General features: G+C 51.1%; 15 protein-coding genes and 1 tRNA gene. 11 read left to right on the top strand and 5 right to left on the bottom strand.

Annotated elements, in window-relative coordinates:
- Nucleotides 1-182 precede the first annotated feature (182 nt).
- From dpdE to dpdD, 8 genes are read left to right on the top strand one after another with little or no spacing between them, the layout of a single operon-like run.
- Nucleotides 183-3296, top strand: a complete 3114-nt coding sequence (gene dpdE, locus EH164_RS19595; protein WP_241174982.1) for a protein DpdE — start codon at nucleotides 183-185, stop codon at nucleotides 3294-3296.
- Nucleotides 3296-5776, top strand: coding sequence for a protein DpdF (dpdF, locus tag EH164_RS19600; RefSeq protein ID WP_124970233.1), 2481 nt, complete (start codon nucleotides 3296-3298; stop codon nucleotides 5774-5776). The genes dpdE and dpdF overlap by 1 nt, the downstream gene beginning before the upstream one ends.
- The gene (gene dpdG / locus EH164_RS19605; RefSeq protein ID WP_206430683.1) at nucleotides 5760-6632 is read left to right on the top strand and encodes a protein DpdG; all 873 of its coding nucleotides are present in this window, start codon (nucleotides 5760-5762) and stop codon (nucleotides 6630-6632) included. Before dpdF ends, dpdG begins: the two co-directional genes overlap by 17 nt.
- On the top strand, nucleotides 6629-9790 hold the full coding sequence (gene dpdH / locus EH164_RS19610; RefSeq protein WP_124970236.1) for a protein DpdH: 3162 nt from the start codon (nucleotides 6629-6631) through the stop codon (nucleotides 9788-9790). The genes dpdG and dpdH overlap by 4 nt, the downstream gene beginning before the upstream one ends.
- Nucleotides 9787-10611: a hypothetical protein gene (locus EH164_RS19615; protein ID WP_124970239.1), complete on the top strand. Its 825-nt coding sequence runs from the start codon at nucleotides 9787-9789 to the stop codon at nucleotides 10609-10611. The genes dpdH and EH164_RS19615 overlap by 4 nt, the downstream gene beginning before the upstream one ends.
- Before the next feature lie 4 nt (nucleotides 10612-10615).
- Nucleotides 10616-15046, top strand: coding sequence for a protein DpdJ (gene dpdJ, locus EH164_RS19620; RefSeq protein ID WP_124970242.1), 4431 nt, complete (start codon nucleotides 10616-10618; stop codon nucleotides 15044-15046).
- A gap of 12 nt (nucleotides 15047-15058) precedes the next feature.
- Nucleotides 15059-15589, top strand: a complete 531-nt coding sequence (gene dpdK, locus EH164_RS19625) for a phospholipase D-like domain-containing protein DpdK (RefSeq protein ID WP_124970245.1) — start codon at nucleotides 15059-15061, stop codon at nucleotides 15587-15589.
- Nucleotides 15582-17771 carry a protein DpdD gene (dpdD, locus tag EH164_RS19630; protein ID WP_124970248.1) on the top strand — a complete coding sequence of 730 codons (2190 nt, stop codon included), beginning with the start codon at nucleotides 15582-15584 and terminating at the stop codon, nucleotides 17769-17771. The genes dpdK and dpdD overlap by 8 nt, the downstream gene beginning before the upstream one ends.
- Before the next feature lie 29 nt (nucleotides 17772-17800).
- Here the strand turns inward: dpdD and dbpB are convergent, their stop codons facing one another.
- The 4 genes from dbpB to EH164_RS19655 all read right to left on the bottom strand — a co-directional run bounded on the left by dbpB (nucleotide 17801) and on the right by EH164_RS19655 (nucleotide 21966).
- Nucleotides 17801-18928, bottom strand: a complete 1128-nt coding sequence (gene dbpB / locus EH164_RS19635; protein ID WP_124970251.1) for a DGQHR domain-containing protein DpdB — start codon at nucleotides 18926-18928, stop codon at nucleotides 17801-17803.
- The gene (gene dpdA / locus EH164_RS19640; protein WP_124970254.1) at nucleotides 18925-20175 is read right to left on the bottom strand and encodes a tRNA-guanine transglycosylase DpdA; all 1251 of its coding nucleotides are present in this window, start codon (nucleotides 20173-20175) and stop codon (nucleotides 18925-18927) included. The genes dbpB and dpdA overlap by 4 nt, the downstream gene beginning before the upstream one ends.
- A 73-nt stretch (nucleotides 20176-20248) precedes the next feature.
- A complete protein-coding gene (locus EH164_RS19645) occupies nucleotides 20249-21205 on the bottom strand; it encodes a hypothetical protein (protein ID WP_241174983.1) in 957 nt (318 codons plus the stop codon).
- Nucleotides 21206-21881: 676 nt separating this feature from the next.
- Nucleotides 21882-21966: transfer RNA gene (locus EH164_RS19655), tRNA-Leu, on the bottom strand.
- Nucleotides 21967-22187: 221 nt separating this feature from the next.
- Here EH164_RS19655 and EH164_RS19660 point away from each other — a divergent pair.
- Both EH164_RS19660 and EH164_RS19665 read left to right on the top strand, forming a co-directional pair.
- A complete protein-coding gene (locus tag EH164_RS19660; protein ID WP_124970260.1) occupies nucleotides 22188-23210 on the top strand; it encodes an HNH endonuclease domain-containing protein in 1023 nt (340 codons plus the stop codon).
- Nucleotides 23210-23788, top strand: coding sequence for a bifunctional 2-polyprenyl-6-hydroxyphenol methylase/3-demethylubiquinol 3-O-methyltransferase UbiG (locus tag EH164_RS19665; RefSeq protein ID WP_124970263.1), 579 nt, complete (start codon nucleotides 23210-23212; stop codon nucleotides 23786-23788). The genes EH164_RS19660 and EH164_RS19665 overlap by 1 nt, the downstream gene beginning before the upstream one ends.
- On the opposite strand, the gene EH164_RS19670 is transcribed toward EH164_RS19665, so the two are convergent.
- The gene (locus tag EH164_RS19670) at nucleotides 23785-24237 is read right to left on the bottom strand and encodes a lysozyme (protein ID WP_042714022.1); all 453 of its coding nucleotides are present in this window, start codon (nucleotides 24235-24237) and stop codon (nucleotides 23785-23787) included. The genes EH164_RS19665 and EH164_RS19670 overlap by 4 nt on opposite strands.
- Nucleotides 24238-24485: 248 nt before the next feature.
- On the opposite strand from EH164_RS19670, the gene EH164_RS19675 reads away from it, so the two are divergent.
- A complete protein-coding gene (locus EH164_RS19675; RefSeq protein ID WP_124970266.1) occupies nucleotides 24486-25505 on the top strand; it encodes an NAD(P)-dependent alcohol dehydrogenase in 1020 nt (339 codons plus the stop codon).
- The last annotated feature ends 172 nt before the right edge of the window (nucleotides 25506-25677 follow it).

The following is a 25677-nucleotide window of genomic DNA, read 5'->3' on the forward strand; positions in this document are numbered from 1 at the left end:
AAACCTACTAAAACTTTTATTTTTTCACTTGAATATGGGATTTATCTCAGTATCCTGTCTCTATTGACTGAGCTTTTGCTTCTTTATGTGTGTCGTTCAGACATGGAAACCGCTTATTTCACTCCATGACTGTCCATTTTTCGCCCAAAAACATACATGCGAAGACAATTTCAAGGATTGTGATGATGAGCATATTACCTATAGGGTCGTTGGTTGTTTCTGATAGTTTTGAAGGTATCGGAAAAGTCGTCAGCCTTGATATCGAGGCTGACAATGCAAAAGTTGCTTTTTTTGAGTCTCCCGCACACCCCTATACACGTCAAGTTGCAATTAGCCTTGAAAAGTTGACGCCGACGATCCCCCATGAAGAAACAGTGATTTACTGTGTTGAACCACAAAGCCAGCGGTGGGCACGCGGCCGCTTTGGCGGTTCCCGACCCAATGGCGAGTTTTTGGTAATTTTTCGCGAAGATGACGCAACTACGCTGCCTATCGATAAGATCTTCGTATTGAACAAAGCGCTCGATAAACCTATTAATCCTGCACATTTTCTGGCTTACCAGGCCAATGACGCCCCCTTCTTCTTTCCGCGTCGACACTCTTTCATCAAAACCTACATCCAGCAACGCGCTTCCTGCAGGGGTATGGCATCCATTTCCAGCAGCGCTGTCGAACTAGAACCGCATCAGTTGGCCGTGGTACGGCGAGTCTTACAAGATAAAACGCCGAAATACATTCTGGCGGATGAAGTGGGCCTAGGGAAAACTATTGAAGCAGGTATGATTATTCGTGAACATGCCCTAGAAGAAGCCGGGTATGCCACTATGCTCATTGCTGTCCCAGGCCAACTAATCAGTCAGTGGCGGGAAGAATTAAGCGAACGTTTTCAGCTGAAACAGTTGCTCATGAATGCCTCGACGATGCTCTCCTTGTTAAGGCAAAAGGAGGTTACGCAAGGGGTTGTTATCTGCAGTTATTCTGAGGCCTGCCTTCTGCTGAGCAGAGGATTATCACCTTCCCTGATGGCCATCGATGAAGTCCACCAAATTGCCGACTGGCCGTGGTCCACGGACGAAGACCGGCGTGATGATTTCAAACTGATGTCACAAGCATGCCAGAAAGCACATTACGCATTGCTTCTGACTGGTACGCCACTGCATGGCCATGAGCGCAACTTCCTGTCGATGCTGCACTGTATCAATCCGGAAGCTTTCCAAATTGATGAAAACCACCTGCATGCATTCACCAAACTAGTGAAAAATCGTGAAAGCCTTGGCGGTGTTTTCTCTTCTTTAGTTCCATCTGTGTCTAATATTAGTCTTCGCCGTAATCTTGATGAGGTTCTGGTGCAATTCCCCGATGACCATCAGTTGGCAACGCTATGCCAAGAATTATTTCCGCTGATCGGGCGATTTTCTCAGCCAACACCTGAACGTGAAGCGGGTATTAAAGCGATACGACTACATCTTGGCGAGCATTACCGCATCCACCACCGTCTGCTGAGAAATCGTCGTCAGGTTGCACTGAGTCAGGATGAAAGCAAAAACCTGAACCTGGACCTTCTCTTCCCTGGACTGAATGGCGTAAGGGAATCTCACTGGCAAACCGGGGGACTGACCCTGGATGAGTTGCTGGAAGAGTATCGCTCTATGGCCGTACTACCGCAAAACCAGCATTGGTCGTTAAAAGAAGCGAACTACATCGCATGGATTGACGATCTCTTTTCCAGTCCGATTTGTGTTCTACAGCGGGCAAAAGCCATTCTCACCGCGTCAACGGGGCTGCCCAAGGATGAGCAAGCCTTATTGGAACACATCGTTTCCACGGCTAAAAATGAGCAACAGGCTATCGACAATATGCTGGCCGCATCGCTTAATGACTGGCTACATCAATTCCCAGATGGCAAAGCTATTGTCTTCTGTGATCGCCCTGAACTGGCACAGCACCTGTCAGTCAAGATGAGCATTCTGCTGGACTACACGATAGAACTCTATCAGCCAGGCAAACCACTACAGTTCACTCAGGCGCAAAACTCCGTTCGGTTGCTATTGTGCGATAGAAGCGGCGAGGATGGGCTGAATCTCCACGGAGGACGTCGCCTAGCCGTTCACTATGGTTTGCCGCGATCCTGCAGCCGGATTGAGCAACGTCTCGGCCGTCTCAACCGCTACAGTGCCAACCTGCGTGGTATCAAACCGGTTCAAAGCCTGATACTAAAAAACCATGTGACCAATAGCTTACGCAATCAGTGGGCCGACATTCTGGTGAACAGCATTGGCCTGTTTAACAACACCATCGCCAGCCTGCAGTTCGTACTGGATGATTATATCGGTGATGCCTGGAACAGACTGTTCCTCGAAGGCCCACAAGTGTTGGAAAACCTTGCAGCAGAATTCCCTGGTGAAAAAGGCGTCTTGGTCAGAGAGGCCAACAAAATCAACATGCAGGAAAAATTGCTGGCGATGGATGAAGAAGTCTCGCAAGCGGCACTTTTCGCTCAGCAGCTTAGTAATGGCGATCTCATTGCAGTAGAACAGTGTAAAGCACTTACGCCATGGATCTCTCAAGGGTTGCGTTTCCGTTCATCAGGAAATGCTGAAGAAGGGATGCGCTTTAGTTTTGAACTAGCTGAACGCAGTTCTGGGACGCTGGTAGATTTCAAAACATTCCTGACAACCTGCATGCTCAGCTTCGACAAAGAGGGAGGCAATCCGCCTTCTACCCATTTGATGAGTGCAGCACGTATTCCTGCCATTGACGGGACAACGGTTTATCCTTTGCGTTACGGCCAACCTTTCGTCGATGCGATCTGGCAGTTACTTAATCAGGACGCACGGGGCAGTTCGGTGGCGATGCTACGTATGATTAACGCAGAACTGAATGAACCTCGCTATTTCTTCCAGATGAGTTGGCTCATTACTGGCTGCGATCCGCTAAGCCCTTACGCCACTCTTCGTCAATGCGATGAACTGGAACCACCACGCATTGTTGAGGAGTGGGTAGCCGCCGACGGTTCCCTGGTGACAAATCCACAACTGCTTGGGCTGCTGAACAGCGAGTACAGCCAGACCCCTTCTTCCGCAAAAAGCTATGTGGACCTCAATCTGCGAGCTACAAGATGGCAAGAAATTGAAGAGCTGATTTCCGCTGATGCGTGGAAAGAACAGGTTGAGCAGGTATATGACAAAGCTCTGCAAAAACAGCGAGATTTGGCTCCAGCCAACGCTTACATCCAGTTGATGTCGGTAAAAGCGATCATTCTCTGCAGCAGCAATATCTTATCTGGAGTCGCCTAATGACGGAACAATGGTCACGTCTGCAGTTTGCGCTAACTACCTATTTTACCGATGACGTTACCTTCAAAGAGGGGATTGAAAATCCCTTCTTCCTGAGGTTAATGAACATCATCATCGACCCTTCTGCGGGCCTGAATGATATTTTTGCCGGCTATGCCGATGCCCTTCGCACTGCACAGGTGAGCGGCATCGAAGATCCCTGGTTACCTTCTCCGCCGACGCTGACGGAGACACCAGACCCACTTTGGGGGCTGGAAAAATCCGTCGCGGGGCAGACGCTGTCACTCTCTGCGGAAGCGGACCTGACGAGCACCCAAGCCACTTACCAGCGCAGAACCCGACGTAACTTATTGCAGCCGGAAATGGATCCGGCGCTAAAAAATCTGCTGGTCGACACGCCTCATACGCACTATCGTGGCTTCGGACAGCAGGCGGCAATCCGCACGCTGCTCACCTCCGACGTCAACAGCACCGTGGTTGTGAATCTCCCCACCAGTTGCGGCAAGAGTCTTATCACGCAAATCCAGGCTATCAGTGCACCATTCGGTTCGTTAACGCTGGTGATTGTCCCAACGGTAGCTCTCGCGATTGAACAAGCGGATTTTATGCGGGACATGCTGCGTCAGGCTGAGCAGGATCACGGAGGAACCTATGCCTGGGTTGGTGGTCAGGATCACACAACACGCCAGACACTGAAAGAGCGGTTGAAAAACGGCTCACAGCGCGTCCTGTTTTGTTCGCCAGAGGCGGCAAAATCGTCGCTGGTTCCAGTACTATTTGACCTTGCGAAAAATAACCTAATTGGTGCCGTTGTTATCGACGAAGCCCATCTTATAGACCAGTGGGGTGCTGAATTCCGTCCTGATTTTCAGCTGATTGAGCCGCTGATTCGTTCATTAAAAGCACAGCCCGGATGCCGTTTTCGCACCCTGCTACTCTCCGCCACCTGGAGCCAGAATACCCGTGATGTGATTGTTGAGCAGTTCCGCTCAGATGAGAGCGAACTGATCGAGATTACAGCGAACTTCCTCCGCCCAGAGCCAGAATACTTCGTACATGCTGAGCCTACCCCTGGTGCGCACCAGCAGCGCGTGGAGTTGTTGCTGATGGCGCTCCCACGCCCGCTTATTCTCTATTGCACCACGAAGGAAGAAGCAGAAAACTGGCATCATCGACTTCAGCAACAGCATTACCAGCGTGTTGGCCTGTTCCATGGCGACACGGAAACCCTGGTACGCAAAAAACTGATTTCACAATGGGCAAGCGATCAACTGGACATCATGATTGCCACCTCGGCGTTTGGCGTAGGAATGAATAAGAGCAACATCCGTACGGTCATTCATGCCGCAATTCCGGAAAATATTGATCGCTATTATCAGGAATGTGGACGTGCCGGGCGAGATGGCAAAGCCTGTCAGGCGCATCTGGTCTGGCACAGTGCGCAAATGGAGACAGCAGAAAACCTCTCGGTCGAGAAGCTTATCAGTGTCGAAAAAGGCTACCAACGTTGGAAAGCAATGTTTGAGCAATACCAGCCCAGCGACATCGCCAGTTACAGTATCTCGCTGGATACCAAACCCAATCATATCGACTATCAGGGTGATCGAAATAAAGCCTGGAACCGCAGAACTTTGCTATTGATGCAGCGCAACGGGCTGATTGAACTGGTGTTCGCAGCCCCTGAACTGCCAGAACACCTACGAAAAGACGAAGAAGAAAACGGTCAGGCAGTTCAAGACTGGTTTACCGGGTACTACAACAAAGTGCATATCCGCCACTGTAACGACTCGCACCATTCTGAAGAATACTGGAACACCTTTGTTGATAAGGCCCGCAAGGAAGAACTAGCTAAGCGCCGCGCGGCATTTACCCTATTGAAAAGGTGGATCCTCGACCCTCGCCTTCCTCTGTGCCAGATACTGAGAAAATTTTATATTTATCAGCATCATGCCCCGGAAATCACCTGCGGCGGATGTCCAGGATGCCGGGCTCAGAGTAAAGGTGCGTTTTCTCCGACAGTCGGGGCCGATGTGGAAATTTTACGCGCGACACCGAAGAGACGAGCACGCTTCGCTGGTTCCGAAAAGAAAGTGTATTACAGAGAAGAACTGGATATTCGGGAGCTGTTGTCTGAACTTCGCGTACCGCTTCGTCAGTTGATCGTTTCCGGCGAATTCGGGACCATCCGCACAGAAAAAGCCGATTTTCATCATCTGGAACGCGCTTTGGCTTCCGTTTCGCATTTTTGGAGCGTGCAAAAGATGGCAGCGCCTACGACAGAGGGTGCGGAAATCGTGATTGTGGCTAATACCGCCACGGCATTGCCGGTTTTACCAGCATCACGCTATGAGCGTATTTTCATCGCTCCACAGCACTTGGTAGACCCACATCATCCTTATAGAACATGGTGGGACAGCGCAGGAAACGCGCAGCCCCTGGACACTTTTATCAGGCAAATACAGTATGTCAATCATCAATAACGCAAACCCAGGAAGCAGCCTGGTGCTGATCCCGCTGTTTGATCGTATCTTACAAAATGCCTCTACCCCGCTTTCCCAGGAGGCAGTTGTGGCTCGCTATCGCCCAAATAGCCTGCCCGCTAACGATAACGCCTGGGGGAAAATCAAAGAGAATCTCGCGTTCTGGTGCCGGCAGGGACTTTGGCCAATGGACGAGGGAATGCTCCTGCCGCAACCGGAGGAAACTCGCCCTCTCTATCAGCGTGTACTGCAATGCACCATTGCCGCCTGCAAAGAAAAAGGCATCGCCGAAGGTAAGGAGTGCGAACCTTTGTGGCGGGTACTGGCCTGTCTGATGAATCTGCAGCAGCATTCTTTAGGCGGCAAAGAGCCGCTGGCACCGAATATCATCACAGAAAAACTGCAGTTATGGCTTCCGACCGAAATCGTTAACAGCAATACCGAAAAACTGGTCAGGGAATATGGACGCTATCTCGGCTTTCTGGAACTGGCCCCGGACCAGAACTATTACACCGACCCGACCCGGGCGATTAAGTGCTTTTTGCCGCAGATTTTTGGCGATCAGAAAATTATGCCTATCAAAACCTTCTTGGCCAATATGGCCGAAGTGATGCCAATGATGGACGGCGGCGAGTTCAGAGCAACTGTTCAAAAGATGATGGCAGAACAGGGATGGTCCGCGCCGGAGGGCAAAAATCTCAGCACCAGCACATCGCTGGCCCTGCGCCGACTTGAGGTCAGCCAGCAAATTCAACTGATTACCGGAAGTGATGATGCCGCATCGTTATCGCTGCAACTGCCTGGTGGTGAAATCCGCCCGGTCAGCCAGGTCGGCCTCAGGGAGAACGCACAATGAGCATCATGAACTATTGGCCGTCCTTAGAGAACATTGTACATTGCATCCGCAACGAAGCCGAAGAACTGCAGGACGATGTGCTGCTGGCGGTGCATGAGCCGATGGTCCTCACCCGCCGCGACGTTAACAACAAACAAGAACTCCTCCGTGATGAGGCGTTATTTACACAACTGCTCTCCACTGAACGCGCAATCCCACTGATTGGCCGTTCAGGGATGGGGAAATCGCACCTGGTGCGCTGGTTGGACTCCCGTCTGAAAAGCCATCTGCAGGCGAAAGGCGAGCTTGAACAGTGGGAAATTATTCGTATTCCGAAAAACGCCAGCCTGCGTCAGGTTCTGATGTTGATCCTGAAAAACCTACACGGCGGCTTTTTTGATGATGTGCGTAAAAGCGTTGACGACGTGGCTGAGAAGCACTCTGCAAAAGATCTAGCCGATCTGATGCTAACCATGATGTCGCATCAGTTGGAAAGCATGTACAACGAGGCGATGGCAGTTGGCCAGGAATACGAATCGCAACGGAAAGAGATTCCAGCCGAAATCGGTGATCGTCTTGATGCGATTATCGAAGAAGTGAGCAATGGCATTGGTAAACTCATTACCGATCCGAAATTCAAAGAAGACTTACTTCAGCCTGAGCATTGCATCTACAAACGTGCAAGCCGTATGAGCGATGGGCTTAGGGTCGGCGATGAGGATCACGAAAACTACGAACTGGTGCCTGGTGATCTTTTCTTCCAGAAAAACATCGACGATCTGTCATCGCCCGCCCGGGAATATATTCGCCATTCGCGTATAGATGAAGAAGAGAATGAAAGAGCCCGCATTCAGGCTGTCGGCGTGCTGAATGAAGCGATGCACTCCGCTCTTAAATCACTTTTTTCAAAATTATTTAACCTTAATGGCGGTAATTTCCAGGAATTGTTTCAGCAGATCCGCCGCGAGTTGCTGAAACAAGATCGCCGTCTGGTGATCCTGGTGGAAGACATGGCCGCCATTTCGGCGATTGAAGATGTGCTAATCGACAGCCTGATCGAAGAAGGTATGCGTGACGGAGTGACAACGCTCTGCCCTGTGCATTCTGTTATAGCCGTCACCGATAACTATCCGGGCTATAAGCGCCGTCAGGAAACGCTGATGACGCGTGCGGGCTATGAGTGGATCATTGAAAGTACTGACAGAGAAAACAACGAAGAGCGGATTGTCTCACTGTGCGGCCGTTATCTGAATGCGGCGCGTCATGGCGCAGCTGCCCTGATACAGTCAAGGGCACAAGGTTTACCCGACTGGCCGCCGGTATGGCAGGATGAAGACACGCCGGAATGGCTTGAAGATTTTGGCATTACACCTAAACAGGGTGTTCCACTGTTTCCGTTCAACCTCAACGCGATTCGGGCACTGGCAAATAAAAACCTTCGTGACAGCAGCGGCCAACTCACCTTTAACCCGCGAATGGTGATTAATCGTATCCTGCTGGATATTCTGCGTGATTGTCGCGTTGAAGCAGAGCGTGGTTCATTCCCTCCACCGAACCTTGCCAGCCTGACTGCCGATGCTGAAGTCCAAAACAAAATCAGCCAGTTAACTACCGTTCGAATTCCCAGTGCGGCGTCGCTGGCAGCACTGTGGGGCTATGGCTACCACTCTTGGGATGACGTCAGCAAGCACTTGCCATCGGGCGTAGCCAAAGCCTTCGGTTTGAATGAATTAGCCGAGTACCTGAACGGCAAGACTCCTGAATTCACTAACGTAGGCAATGGCCCTGGTAAGACCATCATTACAGATCCTGTAAAGCCTGTCTCTCCTCCTCCGCCTCTCGTACAAAACCTAGGACTGCCTTTTGTCAGACACCTCAAAGCCTGGGTCAACGACAAAGTCATTTTACCTCAAGATGTTGCCCGCAGCCTTCGCGCCGGGCTTAACACTTGCTATGAGGTATACGCCCAAGCGGAGTTTTTCGGCATGGTGGACAAACCGCCGCTGCTCGAGCGTATCCCGCTGATCAGTCTACCGCTGTCAGCGTCAGATCCTTCGAACGCCATTGTGAAGTTCTACGATCGTAAAGACCTCGACGATCCTATGCGCAGAATCGAAATTTACAACGTGTCTCTTGCGGTGCTACGAATCCAGCATTACGCCGAACTTGAGGAAGGGTTGAATTACCCTGAGGCGATAGAAGACTACGCCCATTATGAAAACTTTGTAAGTTGGTGGGTGCCTCAGACCACAGAGATTGCGGTTAACCATGCCCGAGCGCGGAAACTGAAGCCTGCGCTGCGTAATCATTACCAGAAAGCGCTGCTGCTAGGTCTATTGACTGGCAAAGAGAATCCGGCGGAGCTCATCGATGCGCTTTGCCTGACGCAAAAAGGAGTCGGACGGACTGAAGGGAAAACTCGCGGTCGTACCGCAGACTCTAACCCATCCGACCTCTGTTTCTACGGACTCGAAGCCAATCAGAAACCGCATTCCAGCATAAAAGTGGCTGAAGCCCGGCAGGCAGCGCTTCAGGGTTGGGACGACGCACGCGACGCGTGGCTTTCTCAAGTTGCAGTCCCTGAATTAAGTTCCGGACTCACATCAACCCGCGCACTCGAAGCCGGAGTGGTCACCTCTGCGTTGAGAGAGATCCAGAAAGAACCGCTGGGAGCGGATGTGCAGCGTGCGGCAGAGACAGCCCGCAAAGAGATAGCATCAACGATCGAAAATGCACAACTCTTTGAAAATATAAAAAATAGCGATGACTTCATTGCCCTTCTCGATGAGTGGCAAACGTTTATCGAAGCGGTACGCACCCAATATTACCCTCCGGAATCCGAGCAGATCAGAAACTCATCATGGTTGCTGGGTGAAATTGAAGCGTTAAGAGTGGATGCAGAGGCCAGCCTGAACACGCTGCTCACGCTTAATTCCCTCGTCAGACAGAAAGATGCCTTCATGCTGTGGCATGACATTTCCCATCTGGATGGTGATTACGTCAGCCGTATCGGTAACCTTCTTGCGCAATGGCAGAACATTCAATTGAAAATCAGCTTTACGCTAAAGCAGATAAACAGTAAGGGTGACGCGCCGAAACTGAAAAGTGCCTGCGCGCTGGTTGAAGAGCGACTGAAAAATCTGGCGGCTGATATCAGCGCCTCTGGGGTGAATGAATGAGTACATTACGCCAACAGCTTGCAGAGATGCAGAAGCAACTGGATTTGAGCGTCAAGGCGAGTAAAGCCACGCAGATTATTGAGAAATGCAGCATTGTGCTCTCAAAAACCGACACCGTCGCTGGGCATTATAGTCGCCTTAAATACCAGTACCTGGCCCTACAACTTCTGCCGTCTGAATTGAGGGTCAACTGGAGAGAAGGTCAACGAAATGAACTCAAAAATGTGGCTAACGGCGTCAATAACCTGCTGTCTCAGTGGAGTCGTTGGCTGAATAATCAGACCCAAGTAGCAGCCGATACGCAAGCCTCGGATGAACAGCTGGATGGAGTGGTTGCAACGCAGGAACCTACAGCATATGACATCATTCAGAATGATTCTCTGACCAACTGCGTGACCCTAGCGCTTAGCCTGCACCGCACACTGAGCGACCAATTGAGAAGCGTATGGGAAGAGTGGTTGCAAGTGATGCATCAAAAGATTCATGTTGATAGCAAAACCCTCGATGCTCAGCAAAAGGTCGACAAATACAAAGCTATTGCCGATGAGTATTTATCCTTACGCGGCAAGTACGACCTGCTGATTCAATCCTTACCTGAAAACGGTGAATGCATTCTGCAGATCACTGCCATGTCGGATCAACTGCATTCTCTGCGCGAAGCAATGAATACCGATGACTGGCCGGAGGCGGTGAGACTTTTCTTTGACCGTATTAACGGCCCGCTACGCGGCAAACCCACTCTCAGCGCACTCACGCCGGAAGTGCTTAACTGGCTGCAGAATGAAGACATGTTGGAAGTCTTTGTTATCACAAGGAAATAATGACATGACTGCAGAGAATTTAATCCGTCTACATGCGGCCCTGGACATACTCGAAGGGCGAGAAGCCGAACTGCTGGTCTGGGGAGACACGGAAGGGGCCTTTACGGATGCGGATATTCTGTCCCTGTTTGCCCACCATTTTCCTGATGAGAATGGCAAAGTGCTGATGCAGGATCTACAAGACGCCGCGATGTTATTTAGCATCCCCAATACTCAGGGAATGAGGCTTTATCGCACGCGTATGGCGGAATCTGTTCATCTGTTTCGCCATCAGCGCCAGTGGTTTCGCGGCCAGCAGTTGAATCGCACACGGACGCTGGTGGCTGACTATCGCTTTATCCGCCGCCCGCGCAGTTACCCGGCAAGGATACATCCGGCTGAAGAGGTGCTGAATCAGTGGTCCGACGTTGAATGGATGAACGACATTAAACGTCAGGCCCTGCTAACGCTTATCGGTGATTTCTCCATAGCCGGTTTTCAATCCAGGGCTACGGCGCGCATCCTGCGGGCATGGGATTTTCACAGCAACCACCCACATGCCAAAGAAGCAACCGCCACCATCGTATGTGCCGGCACCGGCAGCGGTAAAACCCTGGCGTTTTATCTGCCTGCGCTAACGTCACTTATCAACGATCTTCAGCGCGACCGCTCGGCGCGGGTTCGATCAATGGCGCTGTATCCGCGTAAAGAGTTGCTTAAAGATCAGTTTATGGAGACTTGGGGAAAATGCCGCGAAGTGGACACCCAGGCAAAGAAACTTTCCGGGCGAAAGATCCGCGTTGGCTCCTTCTTTGGCGATACGCCGTACAGCATCCAATACGTTGAAAAAGACAAAGATCTTCCTTTTGATCTGCTGCGCTGCAGTACGCCAAAATGCCAAGGCGAAATGCGCTGGAAAGCGGAAGATATCCGTCAGGGCAAAGAGATCTTGCGCTGTACGCACTGCACGCACAGCGTGGGTGAAGATGAAGTGGTGCTCACCCGCATCTCAATGATGAATAACCCGCCGGATATTTTGTTTACTACCACTGAAATGCTCAACCAGCATCTCGGCAACAACAAGGCCAGCCACCTGTTCGGCGTCGGCATGAACGTAATTGCACCGCCGGTGGTTCTGCTCGATGAGGTCCATACCTATTCAGGCAACAGCGGCGCGCAAACCGCCTATCTGCTTCGTCGCTGGATGCAACTGGCGCGCTGCCGCCCGCATTTTGTGGGCCTCTCGGCAACGTTGAGCGATGCTGAGCGGTTCTTCGCAGACTTGGTAGGGGCCAACAAAAAGCATGTCATGCTCATTGAGCCCGCTTTCCAGGAGATGGTAGACGAAGGGGCTGAATATCTATTGGCGCTGCGAGGCGATCCCGTTTCGCAAACGGCGTTGCTCTCTACCACCATCCAGACCAGTATGCTGGCACGCCGTATTATGGATTCCCGCAAAGCCACGTCGCACGGCACTTGGGGACGAAAAACCTTCGTCTTTACAGACGATCTTGATATCAATAACCGCCTCTACCATCAGCTTTGCGATGCCGAAGGGTGGCGTACGCGCGGACAACAGCTTCTGCCTAACGAAACTCCGCTGGCAGCTCAACGTAATGAAAACAAAGGGGTTTCCGATGCATTAACCCTTGCCGGTCAAAACTGGCGAATGGCGATCGATATTGGGCATCCTCTTGATAATCTCGATCGGGCCATCGTGGCGCGGACATCCAGCCAAGATGCCGGAGTCAATCCCAAAGCCGACATTGTCGTGGCAACCGCCTCGCTGGAAGTCGGCTTTAACGATCCCTCAGTCGGGGCAGTGATTCAGCACAAAGCACCGCGCAATGTCGCCTCTTATCTTCAACGCAAAGGCCGTGCCGGACGCTCAAGAACCATGCGCCCTTGGATGGTGGTCGTGCTGTCAGAATTCGGTCGCGATCGCGTGGTGTACCAGCGTTATGAGGAGCTGGTGACGCCGGAAATCAAGAGCCAGTCGCTTCCTCTGGGCAATATCCATATCCAGAAAATGCAGGCAGCGATGGCAACTCTGGACTGGCTAAGCATGAAGATTCCTGGTAGTAACATCTGGTCATTGCTGAACAATCCGCCCAAAAGCAAAGAGCAGCAAAGGCATCTGGAACGCATGCTCACTTTGATTTCCGCTGTGCTGGAAAAGGAAGTCTCTCAGCAGGAACTGGAACAATACTTATACTACGCGCTTAAAATTACCGAACCGCAGCTTCAGCGCGTTATGTGGTCGCCGCCGCGCTCTATCATGATGGAACTGCTCCCAACTATGAAGCGTCAATTGACCACCCGGTGGTCACTGATGGGTATTCCCGGTGCAGACAGATCGATGGGGCGTTCACCACTGCCTTCGTTTATTCCAGCAGCACTTTTCAGTCAGCTGAACTTGCCTGAACTGAGCATCCAGCTTGAACGCCGCTTTACAAAATATGAAAATCTGCCATTTATTCAGGGCCTGAAGGAGTTTGCACCGGGTCGCATCTCCAAGCGCTACGCCATTTATTCCGATCTGGAAGCCGATTGGCTGGTGCCAAACAATTTTGTGCCGCAACTGAACCAGGTTTCAGACGTCGATTTCGACATCAACGAGGCATTTGGTGATACCTGGCAGCCGGAGTGTCTGATAACCCTTGCGGATGCATCGCAGCTAAAAGTCATTCGTCCTCTGCAAATTCTTACCCGATCTCTTGATTTCAAACAAAATCTGACTGAGAAGAGTAACTCTCAGTTGACGTGGAACACTCACTTTTCCACAGATGCCCATGCCGAAGCGATGGCGATCCCCGCTGGGCCATGGAGCACAGTGTTGCGGTCCGCCACGTTTTATACACATCAACATATGACGCCCCTTGAGCTGACTCGTTATGCCACCGCAGCCAGCGCTTCACTACGCAGTAAAAGCAAACAACAGGCTTGGGTGAATTTCAGATGGGTCGAAAACGGTAACCCGGTAGCAGTGGGTGCACGCCAGTGGGTGGATGGCATGAAACTGAGTTTTACGCTGCCTTCCGCGCTGCATCAGCAGGTCATGAATGATACAAAGTTAGCCGGGTCTCTCAGAACGCTCTATTTCCACCACTGTATTAGCAATGAAGCTCGATTTGAATATGACAGTTTCACCGCTAACTGGATCTACGAGTGCTATATGGCGGCGCTGACCAAAGAAGTTGTCAGCACCACCACCCTCGCTGATGCAATTCACGCCCTGCGCACACCTGAGGGCAGAGAGTCGCTGGCGACAATTGCCGATTCGCTGTTCCAGGCTGAAAACATTTTTGAAAACAACGAAGATGGAGAGGATTCAGCGGAGCGCCAGGAATTACAGCAGCAGTTGAGGAGTCTGTTCAACGAGCCAGAACTGCTTGTAATGCTTGATACGCATAGCGCCGTGTTGACTGATGATCTAAGCCAAAATGCCTCTTTTTGCCAGTGGCTCCAGACGTTGTTGATCAACACCTTTTCAGGTGCCGTAAAACAGACCAGTCATCTGTTGCTGCCTGAAGTGGACGACAGAGGACTGCTCGTCGACAGCGTTCTTGATGGTAATCAACTCGATATCTGGCTCACTGAATCAGAGCCGGGGGGCTGCGGGATTATCACCCGTCTCGAAGAAGCGTTCCACAGCGATCCGGTCGCCCTGCTGAATTTGTTTATCCGTAGCTTCGCCGCCAGCGACTACGAGCAGATCGATGACGATCTCTTCGAACTGCTCTCGCTACTCTCTTCAAGCACCACATTGCAGCAGACGCTGAACAATCTGCGCTTGGCCGGGAGCCATCACGATCGCCGGATGGCGAATGGACACCTACGAGCTGAGCTAAAAAAACAAGGTTTTGCCCTGTCTCACAGCTTTATGTCTGTGCTGTATACTCGCATACTTCGCCCTGGCAGCCAGCCTTCTCACGATCGGCGCTTGCTGGAATATCTGCGCGAATGGCGGGCGCTGGAGGCCAAAGCTGGTTATGAGATTAGCCTGAACATCTTCGCCCATACCCAGGCAATTCAGGAACTCCCCGGAGCGAACGTCACAAAAATTTTCGACCGTTTTTGCCAGATTCAGGGCATGCTGTGGCAGCGTGGCAATATCCTCCGTCAGTCGATACTCAGCTACTACAACCCCTTTGATAACGGACTAAAACTCACGGAAAGGCTGTTGCTCAGCACCTTATTCCGGCAACATGCAACGCAGATCGATGTGACCGACAGCGATTGGCTTTCGCAGATCCACACGGCGATCTCTCGCGAAGGTTTTGCTGAATTGTTGATCCCCCGGGTGGCCCGCCAACAGGTTGTACAGATCGTGTCCGCGTTACAACTGGCACCTATCGATTATTTCGGCCTGCATCTCTACCCGAGAATGGGGGCCGTCGACTATCGAGGCGGCAACATCGTGTTGCGGGTCGAACTGGCTGAAGCCCTGCAGTAAGGAGAAAGATGAATGGAAGAGCAACGACAAATATTTCTCCACGGACCTCTCGGACAGCGACAACTGCGGGAAGTACTGAGTGCGCAGTTCAGTGGGCTTATCCTATACCCTGAACTCATCTGGCTGATCTCGCCATGGATGAGCGATTTTGACGTCATTGATAATCGCGGGGGGCAATGGAGTTTTCTTGATCCGTCGTGGGGGGCCAGAATGATCAGTTTCCAGGAGCTACTGGCGACGGCGGTAAATAACGGCTGTCCACTCAGGATTGTTACTCGCCCGGACACGCTTAACAAAGTGTTCGTAGAGCGACTGCAGGCAAGACTTTCGCCAGATCATGATATGCAATACTCCTATTATGAGAACCTGCATGCCAAGGGCATGTTAACAAAGCACTTCTTCCTGAAAGGTTCGATGAACTACACCTGGAGTGGTGCGAACCTTAACGATGAGCATTTGATGTTCTCAAGCAACAAAACCCTCATTTCTGACGCACTGATTGAGTTCGGTGGGCAATATACCTTCGGTGACAGCGATGAATAACATTCCCTCTTGGCTTCGAGCCTTCTTTGGCGAAAACAATTTGCTCAGCCTCGAAAAACTTCTAAGCGACGCCCCCGGCGCTTATGCGGCCGAGCAGAAAAACGCGCTATTGCCTTTAGTGGCGAGCGCACTGGACGGTGAATGGCCCATTATTCTGCCTTGGTGCGACCGCCAGCACTGGGTTTTCTTCGCGATGGCGGAAGATGAGCGCACCCTGCAGGAACTCACCAAAGTTATCGATGCCCGACTTGGTTCAGCTGACGTTGACCCCGACCGCCGAATTTACCTGATCCCGACTTCTGGCCCCACTCTCGCGGCGGAAACCGCACTCCTGGAACATAGCCCAACAGGGTTTATTCGTATTGAGTTGCTGAAAGGCAAACGTGAAGATAAGCAGGCGAAAACGCGGGTTTTTGCCGCCCTGCAAGAGGTGATTAACCTGTTCCGCCTGCGCCCATCGCTCGTTCGCACCAGCAAGCGTCCGTTTGGCCGTATCCTCAGCGATTTCATGCTGGCTACAAATCAAAAAGAGGTGGAGGCCAGCAATAACTTTCTGCAAGAACTGCGCGATAACGGTCTGCTCTCCAAACGCAATCTGCTGCTACTTGAGCTTCAGCAGGCCGGAAAATGGCAAAATTGGGATGCCTTGCTAAACCACCAGGATCTGCCCGATCTGATCCGAGGACGCATTCCCTCGTCGCTGACCAGAATGCTGCTTGCCGCTTATCAGCACCGTTATCTGGGCCATGATGCCCTGAGCTACATGCAGGGGCCGCCATCGGCTTTGCGCCCGGCTTTCCTGGCGCTCCAACCGCTCTTTACCCAGGTTCCACTGCTAGGAAGCGAAGAAAAGGAATTTAACGCCTGGAGAAGCTGGGCAATTGGCGTGGCGCTGGCGGGTGAACAAGCCCTGCTCAGCATGATGCCTGACGCGCTGAAATCAGGATGGCTTCAGGAATTACAGCACTGGGCCGAACTCAAGGGCACCGGGTACGATACCCCGACCTCTTCTCCTGTCTCGTTGTCGCTGCCGCCAACAACACTTGAATCTCTGGCCAGTTATCTACAATCGTCGTTGACAGCCACAGCCGAAACGCTGGAGAGCTATGCTAAGATACTCAGCACGGTATCTCCACAACTGCTTGATCAAGCCAAGAAAACCCCGCTTCTGGAAACGCTGATTGAGAGTATCAACCGGTTTGCTACTGTGAGCATCACCGGCTGGGACAACTGGTTCTCACGTCTGCGCGAACCCGATGCCGATAGCAACGCTTTGATGCAGGTTGTTGCACTGGAGAGTGAGCACTGGCCCGCCACCTCCTTCCAGGAGTCGGCCTTTGTTCACCTGCTGGCGCAGGATTTTCCGCCGCACGCCTTTTCAACATTACGCAATGCCATGCCCGCCTTTATCGAGTGGCTGGGGAAAAACCAGCTTCATTTGCAGAGTACAACATGGCTGAAATGGGTGGATGTACTGGCGATGGAACAAAGCGTCAGTCCAGCGGACATTAAACTGGCGACCCTAGCAACCGAATATTTCCTGCAATGTTCTCTCAGCCGTGTTGAATATCAGAATTTCGTTGCGACACTGCAACTCATTATTGAGCGCGGCAGTTCACTTAAAAATCTGCCCTCGTTGGGAGAGATGATCGAACTGTTCCTAGATGCACCGGAACATGATAACGCCGAACGAAACGCGCTATGGTTGGATATTCAGACTTTTGCTGTTGGAGTGTGGCCGCGCCTCGATCATTCAACCCGTGCCATCATGCGTAGTCTGGCCATCAACGTATTAGGCAATGGAGCCGATTCTGCGTTTCCTCCAGAACCGGCACGAAGCAATAATAGCGAGCCTGAAACACTTCCGGATCTCTCGGGTAAACGCGTCGCCATTTATACCCTGACAGAAGGGGCTGCCCGCAGGGCCCGAGGGATGATTGAGGCGTTGTTTCAGGGGATCAGAGTAGATGTGAATCATGACCATACCGCGACGGATAAGCTGGTCAATTTAGCAAAACAGGCTGATTACTTTATTTTTGCCGCAGCAAGCGCAAAACATCAGGCGCTGTATGCGATAACGCCTCATCGTCGCGATCTCATTTATCCTGAAGGTAAAGGAGCCGGTTCGATTTTGAATGCCTTTGTTGCACGTCTTCAACAACCCATGAGTGTTGACGTATAAAAAATAAGGGGCATTCGCCCCTTATTTTTTTAGAGGTTTGCGTTTGCCGCTTTTATATAGCTTGTTACAAGATAATCAGTCACCAAAGATATATCTTTTGACAAATTTTGCAGCTCATTCCATTTACGAACGATTCGCTGACCGTCAATATCCGTGCCGAAGTCCCACACCCCGTTACTCCATGCACAAAGCGGCTTAATTCGGTTTAGCTCTTCGACAAAACGAGTATAGGAAGGGATCTCGGTCCAACCAGGTTCACCTTTATAGTCCTGATGTACTTGATCGATTTCATCCATCAAACTTCCAAGCGCAAGAATACCAACGCCATGTAACAAGCGTGAATAGCGAGGCTTTTTGTCCCAGTCATCAGTGAATACGGTTTCTACAGCCGACCAAAAATTATTCAGCAATTTAACCATTTTCTCTTCATCCCCCAAACCTGTGGCCGGGTCGCGGAAACGATACAAAGCTCCCTCACGAAGACTGGCATCGATCATTTTGATCATCGAATTATCAGCAATAACTCCATCCGGATTGGTCGCTGTTTTGATGCGCCCCGCAAGTGGGCCTTCACCAAAGTTCAGCCGTTGAGTTAGCAGCGAAGGAAACTTACGTAATTGCAGATCGGATGGCAGACGCCCGTGGGTATGCGGTGCCAGCTCATACAGGAGCGTTTTCGGCAGCGGTTTGGTTGAGTTCACGAGCATAAACTGTTCACGCTGCTCTTCAGCGTCATTGGCGATAAATGCGGAGACTGGCATCATAAACGAGTCGATTTCCGCATCCCGTAAAGCTGCGGTACGCTGTTGACCATCCACAATAAACCCAGGTTTCTCAAAATCTTTATCTTCAGAGAAAGGTATAACCAGATGCCCCATGTCGCCATTATCTGTAAGCGGTTCAAAACGCACACGCTTGTCGAAAGCGATAATCACTGGGTTTGGTATCATCGGATTCGCGCTCTCAATGTAGCGCTGAATTTCACGAATATGGTTACGTACTTCTGGGCGCTGATAACCAACCAAATTCTCTTCGCCGCGGCGAATACGCGAAATCGCAGCAATTTTACTTATCTGCTTACCTTCTATCGCGAGGCTGTAGAGTTGCCTCTCCTCACCCTGACGAATCCGCAGAGCGGGAACACGATATTCACTCATGACAGTTCCTCTGAGCGTAATGACAATGTGTGCTGCAAACGGTTATACAGCACCTGAATATTATGGAAACCGCGGCGACGGTTACGTTCTGCGCCACGGAAAATGATGACGTTAATACCAATAGCCTGGCAGATATTACACTGGCACTGTTTCCAGGGGCGATCTCTCAGCGTGCGCTCATAATCCGTACAAATTTTTTCAGCCTCTTTTTCACCCGAATGTAGGCGTTCATAAGCTAAGACTGCCTCAAGGGTCTTCTCAAGAGAAAAAGCCCCTTTATCGTATTCAAACAAAGCATTCATGGCATCTTTTTCCAGATGCCGGGCAACATCCTGATCAATCACACCAGATTTAATTTTGCGGCTCAAACTTGGATTTGCATCAAACTGAGGAACACGCACAGCGGTATAGCCGGGGCCATCGGGGGTATGGTAGTTATTTTTCCGATCTTTAAAGGCCTGCTGCAGCGGTGTAGTCGAGTCAATACTAGTCACACCAAATTTGATAAAGTCGGCGAAGCTCTCTGGGCGAGCAATACCAAGCAAGTGAACACGTGTATCACTTTTCAGCAACGGTTTAATCTCTTCGAGAGTCTCAAGGATCTGCGCCGTTTTCAAAGGCACCATCCCCCCCATGGTGATATTTTTGTATCCCATGGCCAGCAGAGCTTCGACGGATTGACGGTAGGAGGATTTGCTCCATCCATGTGCTACACCAAAGGCAGAGAAACAGGATTTTTGTGACTTGTTCAAAAACTCTTGAGCCAAGGTCAGCGTAATATCCTGGCGTCGGCGGCATTCAGCCAACACTTCGCCACTGAATACTTCACCAGGTTTCTCATAGCCAAAGACGATATGGTCGAGAGAGACACCATGGTTAAAGCGAGAAGTTTCGTAGAATTCAATTACCTCTTCCACCCGATATGGAGGGACATCCTGATTGACATAGGTGAATGCACCACAGTCACCCATGGTTTCCATATTTTCCGGTAGACGGAAAAAATGCTTCATGCCATTACGGAAGTAACGCAAACGCTGGGCACGCGTATATTTGCTCTCACCGCCGCCAAGGCCATCCACAACGGCTTTAGAAACCAGCATACCGTCGTAAGGGCGAGAAAAAACTTCATGTGGATAATGATCGTCACGTTGTCGTACGCGATGTTCATTACGGGTTTCGCGGAGGAAGTCGAAACTGGGATCGATAAAATCCTGACTATCAGGGAAAAAATACTTTAGCTTCGACAACTTATTCTCCTGTGACGCCACTGCAAAGCCTCAAAAAACGAAGGATTCTATCATAAATCCCCCGCCAGTAGCATTAAGGTTTAGTACCAGATAGAGCCTTGAACGCAGCCCGGAATCGTTTTTCCTCAAATGAGTTTCCTGAGTCTCGAAAGGTACGCAAAGCATGTGTTGCACTAAGCCCAGGCTCTTGTTTCATGATCTCTAAAATGAAATGGTTAACTTCTTCCGGACTACGTCGGATTCCTTTTTTTGTTGCATACGCAGGTAACTCTTGCAACTCATCCGATATACGTAATGAAAGCTCACTTAAATCATCTAAATTACCAGTAGAAAACTCATTGATTAAATATTTGGCCATGCTGATATTAAGCGTTAACATATTACATTTAAGCCATGTAGCCATTTTCTGGCTTGTTTTGAATGAATATTTTTGTAGTCTATCATTGATTTTTTTTGATGTTATTATAAGTAATTGCTTATTTGAATCAGTTAAATAATCGAGGCCATTGAGCACATCAAGTTCAATTGCATTAATATAATCAGGAGACCCACAAATAATAAAATAATCACTTTTATTACTTTTCATTAATTCGGCAATCGATGTTGGATGCTTAGATTTAAAAAATGAGCGCTCGCATATTTCCTTCCACCATGTTCGATGGAAAGTTTTACCAATATATTCACTTGAATAGGATGGTATTGACTCCTCGTATCCAACTGCAAAAGTTGCTTTGTAAGGGATCACTTTATCTTGATGATGTAGAAGCCCTAAACCGGCAGAAATCACCCATAGATCAACAGGATATTTTTTCAAAACTTCTTTTGCTGTTGCCCAATGCCCTCCTTTATAGAGGTCCTTTACGCTTACAGTTAATGAATTAGAAATGGCCTTGTTCAGGGCACTACACCAAGAATTAATCAAGATATTTGAAGGAGTCCGGCCTGATGAAAATTGACTTAAACTCAATATCGTCTTGCTATCACTATTTTTACCATTCGTGCAGGTTGTTATTAAGTTGATGTTGCTCACAATCGCTCCCCCAAAAGTTTGTAGCAAAGCTACCTCAGAAAAGCAGGGGTTGCAAGAAGCGAATCGGTACACACGGTAAAAAGTTTCTGAGACAGTTCTCAGTGAGGGATATACTCGAAGTACTCATCCTGTGCATTCGGACATTTATGGCATCTTTTCAAAATGCCTTTCTCTACTAAAACAAGGCAAAAGGAGTGACATGATTCAAGAAGAGTTTCTGTACTTACATTTTCACCCTTTGAAATCAACGCCCTGGCGAGGGTGTCATAACTGAATCCCCCTGTCGAGTGCGAGACAATACTCATAGCAAGTTGGGTATCAAAAGTCTTCATAGCGCATCTCTTAGTAAGTAGCCTGTTCCATTTATAAAAAACTATTGATAACTATTCAAGAATACATTCTAGATTCGTTTTGTAGATACATAAAAACTTTATAACTACCAGGCAAAATGTCTTCCGGATCGATCTGTTATTGATATTTGTCCTGGCAGCGCTAATGCCCCCACAGGTACAAAGATTATCGAACCTGAAATACCATCATGTGTACCAACATCTGTTGATACACATACGTTAATGTCGGTTGGACCTGAGAGAATGAAGATATGGTGCAAGGCGAGTAAGTGTAGGATTTCAAACACAAAAAAAGCCGCTCTTAGGCGACTTATCTTTGCATCTTATGGTGCCGAAGGCCGGACTCGAACCGGCACGTATTTCTACGGTTGATTTTGAATCAACTGCGTCTACCGATTTCGCCACTCCGGCACGGAAGGGGATGCGGAAACGTGTTGGATTATACCTGTCAATCGCCTCCATGCAAGCAGCGCCGCGCGTAAGGTCTGCCAAGTGCTGAAATTTTCAGCGCTAAACCTTCCCCTCTCCTCCCCTCATAAATTCACCAAACCAATTGTTGGGTGATTTACATCACTGCGCATTTGTTATGTGATCACGTAACATTCACCGGTAATCCATCACCAGGAAAACCTATGCGTTTTTACCAGGTCGATCCCACGCTGGAAAACTACTGGCGGGGGGTGATCCTCTTTGGCAACAACTTCGCGACCTATAAGTTCGCGCTGGCGCATGCGCTGTACGATATCGATCGCAGCAATACCTTCATCTCCTTGCAGGATCTGGCGATCCCCTTTAGCCAGCACATCTGCGCGCATCTGAGAAACGCACCAAAGCAGATCCTCAACACCAGCAAACCCGGCCCGTTTATCACCGCCTGCTTGCAGTTTAATCGGGGTGAGATTAGTTACGATGAGCTGTTGCAGGTGACGGCGAAGCTGGGTTTTAAGGTGGTGTTGAAGGCGTTCCATAACGTCAACGGCGGGCCGATTGAGAAGCAGTTTTTTATTGATGAGCAGCGCGAAGGCAAAGGCATTCGCCTGACGGATGATTTTTACCGCCTGACGCAGACGCCGCAGTTCCAGAACCTGGTCCATGAGACGGATGCGCGCTGGACGCTGGTCGAAAAGGCCTGGGAGATGAACCTGCCGCCGCAGCTGTTGGACGTTCACTATGATGATGAGCAGCAAACGCTTTTTACCCAGCTTAAAAGCGCGCGCATCACGCTGACCAGTTGCCGGAACAGCCTCAATGGTTACCAGAAAGGGCATTGTTTTTACTGCCATGCGCCGATAAGTCTCGAAAACGGCGATCCGCTATTAGCCGACGTCGATCACTTTATCCCGTTGATGGCGCGCGCAGGATTGCCAGGCGTCAACCTGAACGGCGTCTGGAACCTGGTGCTGGCCTGCCAGAGTTGCAACCGTGGCGCGCAGGGTAAGTTCGCCCAGTTGCCGACCTTGCAGCTGCTGGCGCGCCTGCATGCCCGTAATGAGTATTTTATTAATAGCCGCCTGCCGCTGCATGAGGCGATTATCAACCAGACCGGTAACAGTGAACCGAAGCGCAGAGCATTCCTGAATGACCGCTGGAACAGGGCGCTGGCTTCACAGCTAAAAACCTGGGCTCCAGAGAGACAACAACAGCGAGTGCTCTGATGACGATGAATTACTACCAGAACCATGCACAAACCTTCTTCGACGGCACGGTCGATCTCGATATGTCGCCGCTGTACGCCGACTTTATGGCGCACTTGCCGGAACAGGCGAGCGTGCTGGATGCGGGATGCGGCTCCGGGCGCGATGCGCTGGCCTTTGCCCGCAAGGGTTACCACGTGGAAGCGTTCGACGCCTCTGCCGAACTGGTGGCGCTGGCGCGTCACTACAGCGGGCTGCCGGTGAAGAAGATGACCTTCGACCAGTTGAATGAAACGCAGGAGTACGACGGGATCTGGTGCTGCGCCTCGCTGCTGCACGTCCCGTATAAGGAATTACCTGCGGTGATAAACACCCTGGCGCGCGCGCTGAAACCCGGCGGCATCTGGTATCTGTCGTTTAAATATGGCGACAGCGAGCGCGAACTGGCGGGCCGTCGTTTTAGCGATATGACGGAGTCCCGGCTGACCGCGCTGCTGGCACCCCTGCCTGAGCTGACAATCCATAAAATGTGGATAACACAGGATCAGCGCCCCGATCACGAGGAAAGCTGGCTTAACGCGCTGGTTAACAAGCGCTAACCCGCCTGCAAAAACAGCGCCCGCTCCGCTTCACGCCGCCGTGTCAGGCCGGGCAGCACTCTGCCGCCCGCTTTGTTCCAGCGCAGAAACTGGTCGGCGGCCTGCGTATATTCGCCCTGATTTAACAGCTTGAGCAGCGTCGAGCTCTGCAAGTTCCCGGCACCGAGATTAAAGGTAAACGACACCAGCGCGTCGAACTGATCCTGGTCGAGATCGACCGTCACCAGCCTGTGCACGCCGCGCTCGCTCGTCTGCAAATCCTTGCGCAGCAGCGCGTCAGCCTCCGCTTCGGTAATCGGGCGGGGGAAGTTCTCGTTCGGCAGGATCAGGTGCCCGTAGCCGATGGTCCACTTGCCGACGGCATCGCGATACTTCTCCAGCCGTAGCCCTTCAAAGGATTTTATTAATGCGACGCCAGCATCGCCGGTGTGTTGCGGTTGATTCGCCATCATCGTTGCTCCTGTAGAGAGAGAATGGCGCTGAGCGTTGACTGCGCGTTGCGCCCTTATTTGAGGATGGTTCGGACACATAGTGTTGCAAAGTCGCCACGGCTTAATAGATGGATGGAAAATCCTAAAAAACGCGGCTTTCAGAGCAATCGCTTAACGAAACGGGCGGTATGGACAGCCGCAGGCTGCCAGAGCGGCGGCAGATGCCCTACACTTCAAGCGTCTCCCTCAACATAAAGGAATCCGTGATGAGCATCATCAAAAACTACGCCGCGCCACAGGCTGGCGCCGAGCTTGAGCTTCAGGAATACGATGCAGGCCCGCTGGCGGCTGAAGATGTTGAAGTCGCCGTGGATTATTGCGGGATCTGCCACTCTGACCTGTCGATGATCGACAACGAATGGGGCTTCTCCCAGTATCCGCTGGTTGCCGGGCATGAAGTGATTGGCCACGTGGTGGCACTGGGTGACGCCGCGCAGAACAAAGGGCTGAAAGTGGGCCAGCGCGTGGGTATCGGCTGGACAGCGCACAGCTGTGGGCACTGCGACGCCTGTATCGACGGCAACCAGATCAACTGCCTGGAAGGCGCGGTGCCGACCATCCTGAACCGCGGCGGCTTCGCCGATAAAATCCGCGCCAGCTGGCAGTGGGTGATTCCCCTGCCTGACAGCATTGATATTGAAACCGCCGGTCCGCTGCTGTGTGGCGGCATCACCGTCTTTAAACCGCTGCTGATGCACAACGTCACCGCTACCAGCCGCGTTGGTGTGATTGGTATTGGCGGTCTGGGCCATATCGCCATCAAACTGCTGCGCGCGATGGGCTGCGAAGTGACGGCCTTTAGCTCAAACCCGGCAAAAGAGGCAGAAGTGCGTCTGATGGGCGCAGATTATGTGGTGAACAGCCGCGATCCGGAAGCGTTGAAAGCGCGCGCGGGTCAGTATGATCTGATCATCAACACCGTTAACGTCGATCTTGACTGGCTGCCCTTCTTCGAAGCGCTGGCGCACGGCGGCCATTTCCATACCGTCGGTGCCGTGATGAAGCCGCTGGAAGTACCGGCCTTTACGCTGATTGGCGGCGATCGCAGCGTCTCCGGTTCCGCAACCGGTACGCCGTATGAGTTGCGTAAGCTGATGAAGTTTGCCGGTCGTGCGAAGGTTGCGCCGACCATCGAGATGTTCCCGATGTCGCAGATCAACGAAGCGTTGCAGCATGTGCGCGACGGTAAAGCGCGTTATCGCGTAGTGTTGAAAGCGGATTTTTAAGCCGTTCAGCCCGGTGAGCGTCAATGCCGCCGGGCAGGTTTAACGCCGGACGGCGCGTTGTTGAGCGTGCGGGTTAAATGCCAGACGGTACGTTGTTGAGCGTGCAAGTTAAATGCCGGATGGCGGCTTCGCCTTATCCGGCCTACGCGGTTTCAGCGACATATGCTTTACG

The organism is Kosakonia sp. CCTCC M2018092 (assembly GCF_003864115.1).
Classification (GTDB): Bacteria; Pseudomonadota; Gammaproteobacteria; order Enterobacterales; family Enterobacteriaceae; genus Kosakonia; species Kosakonia cowanii.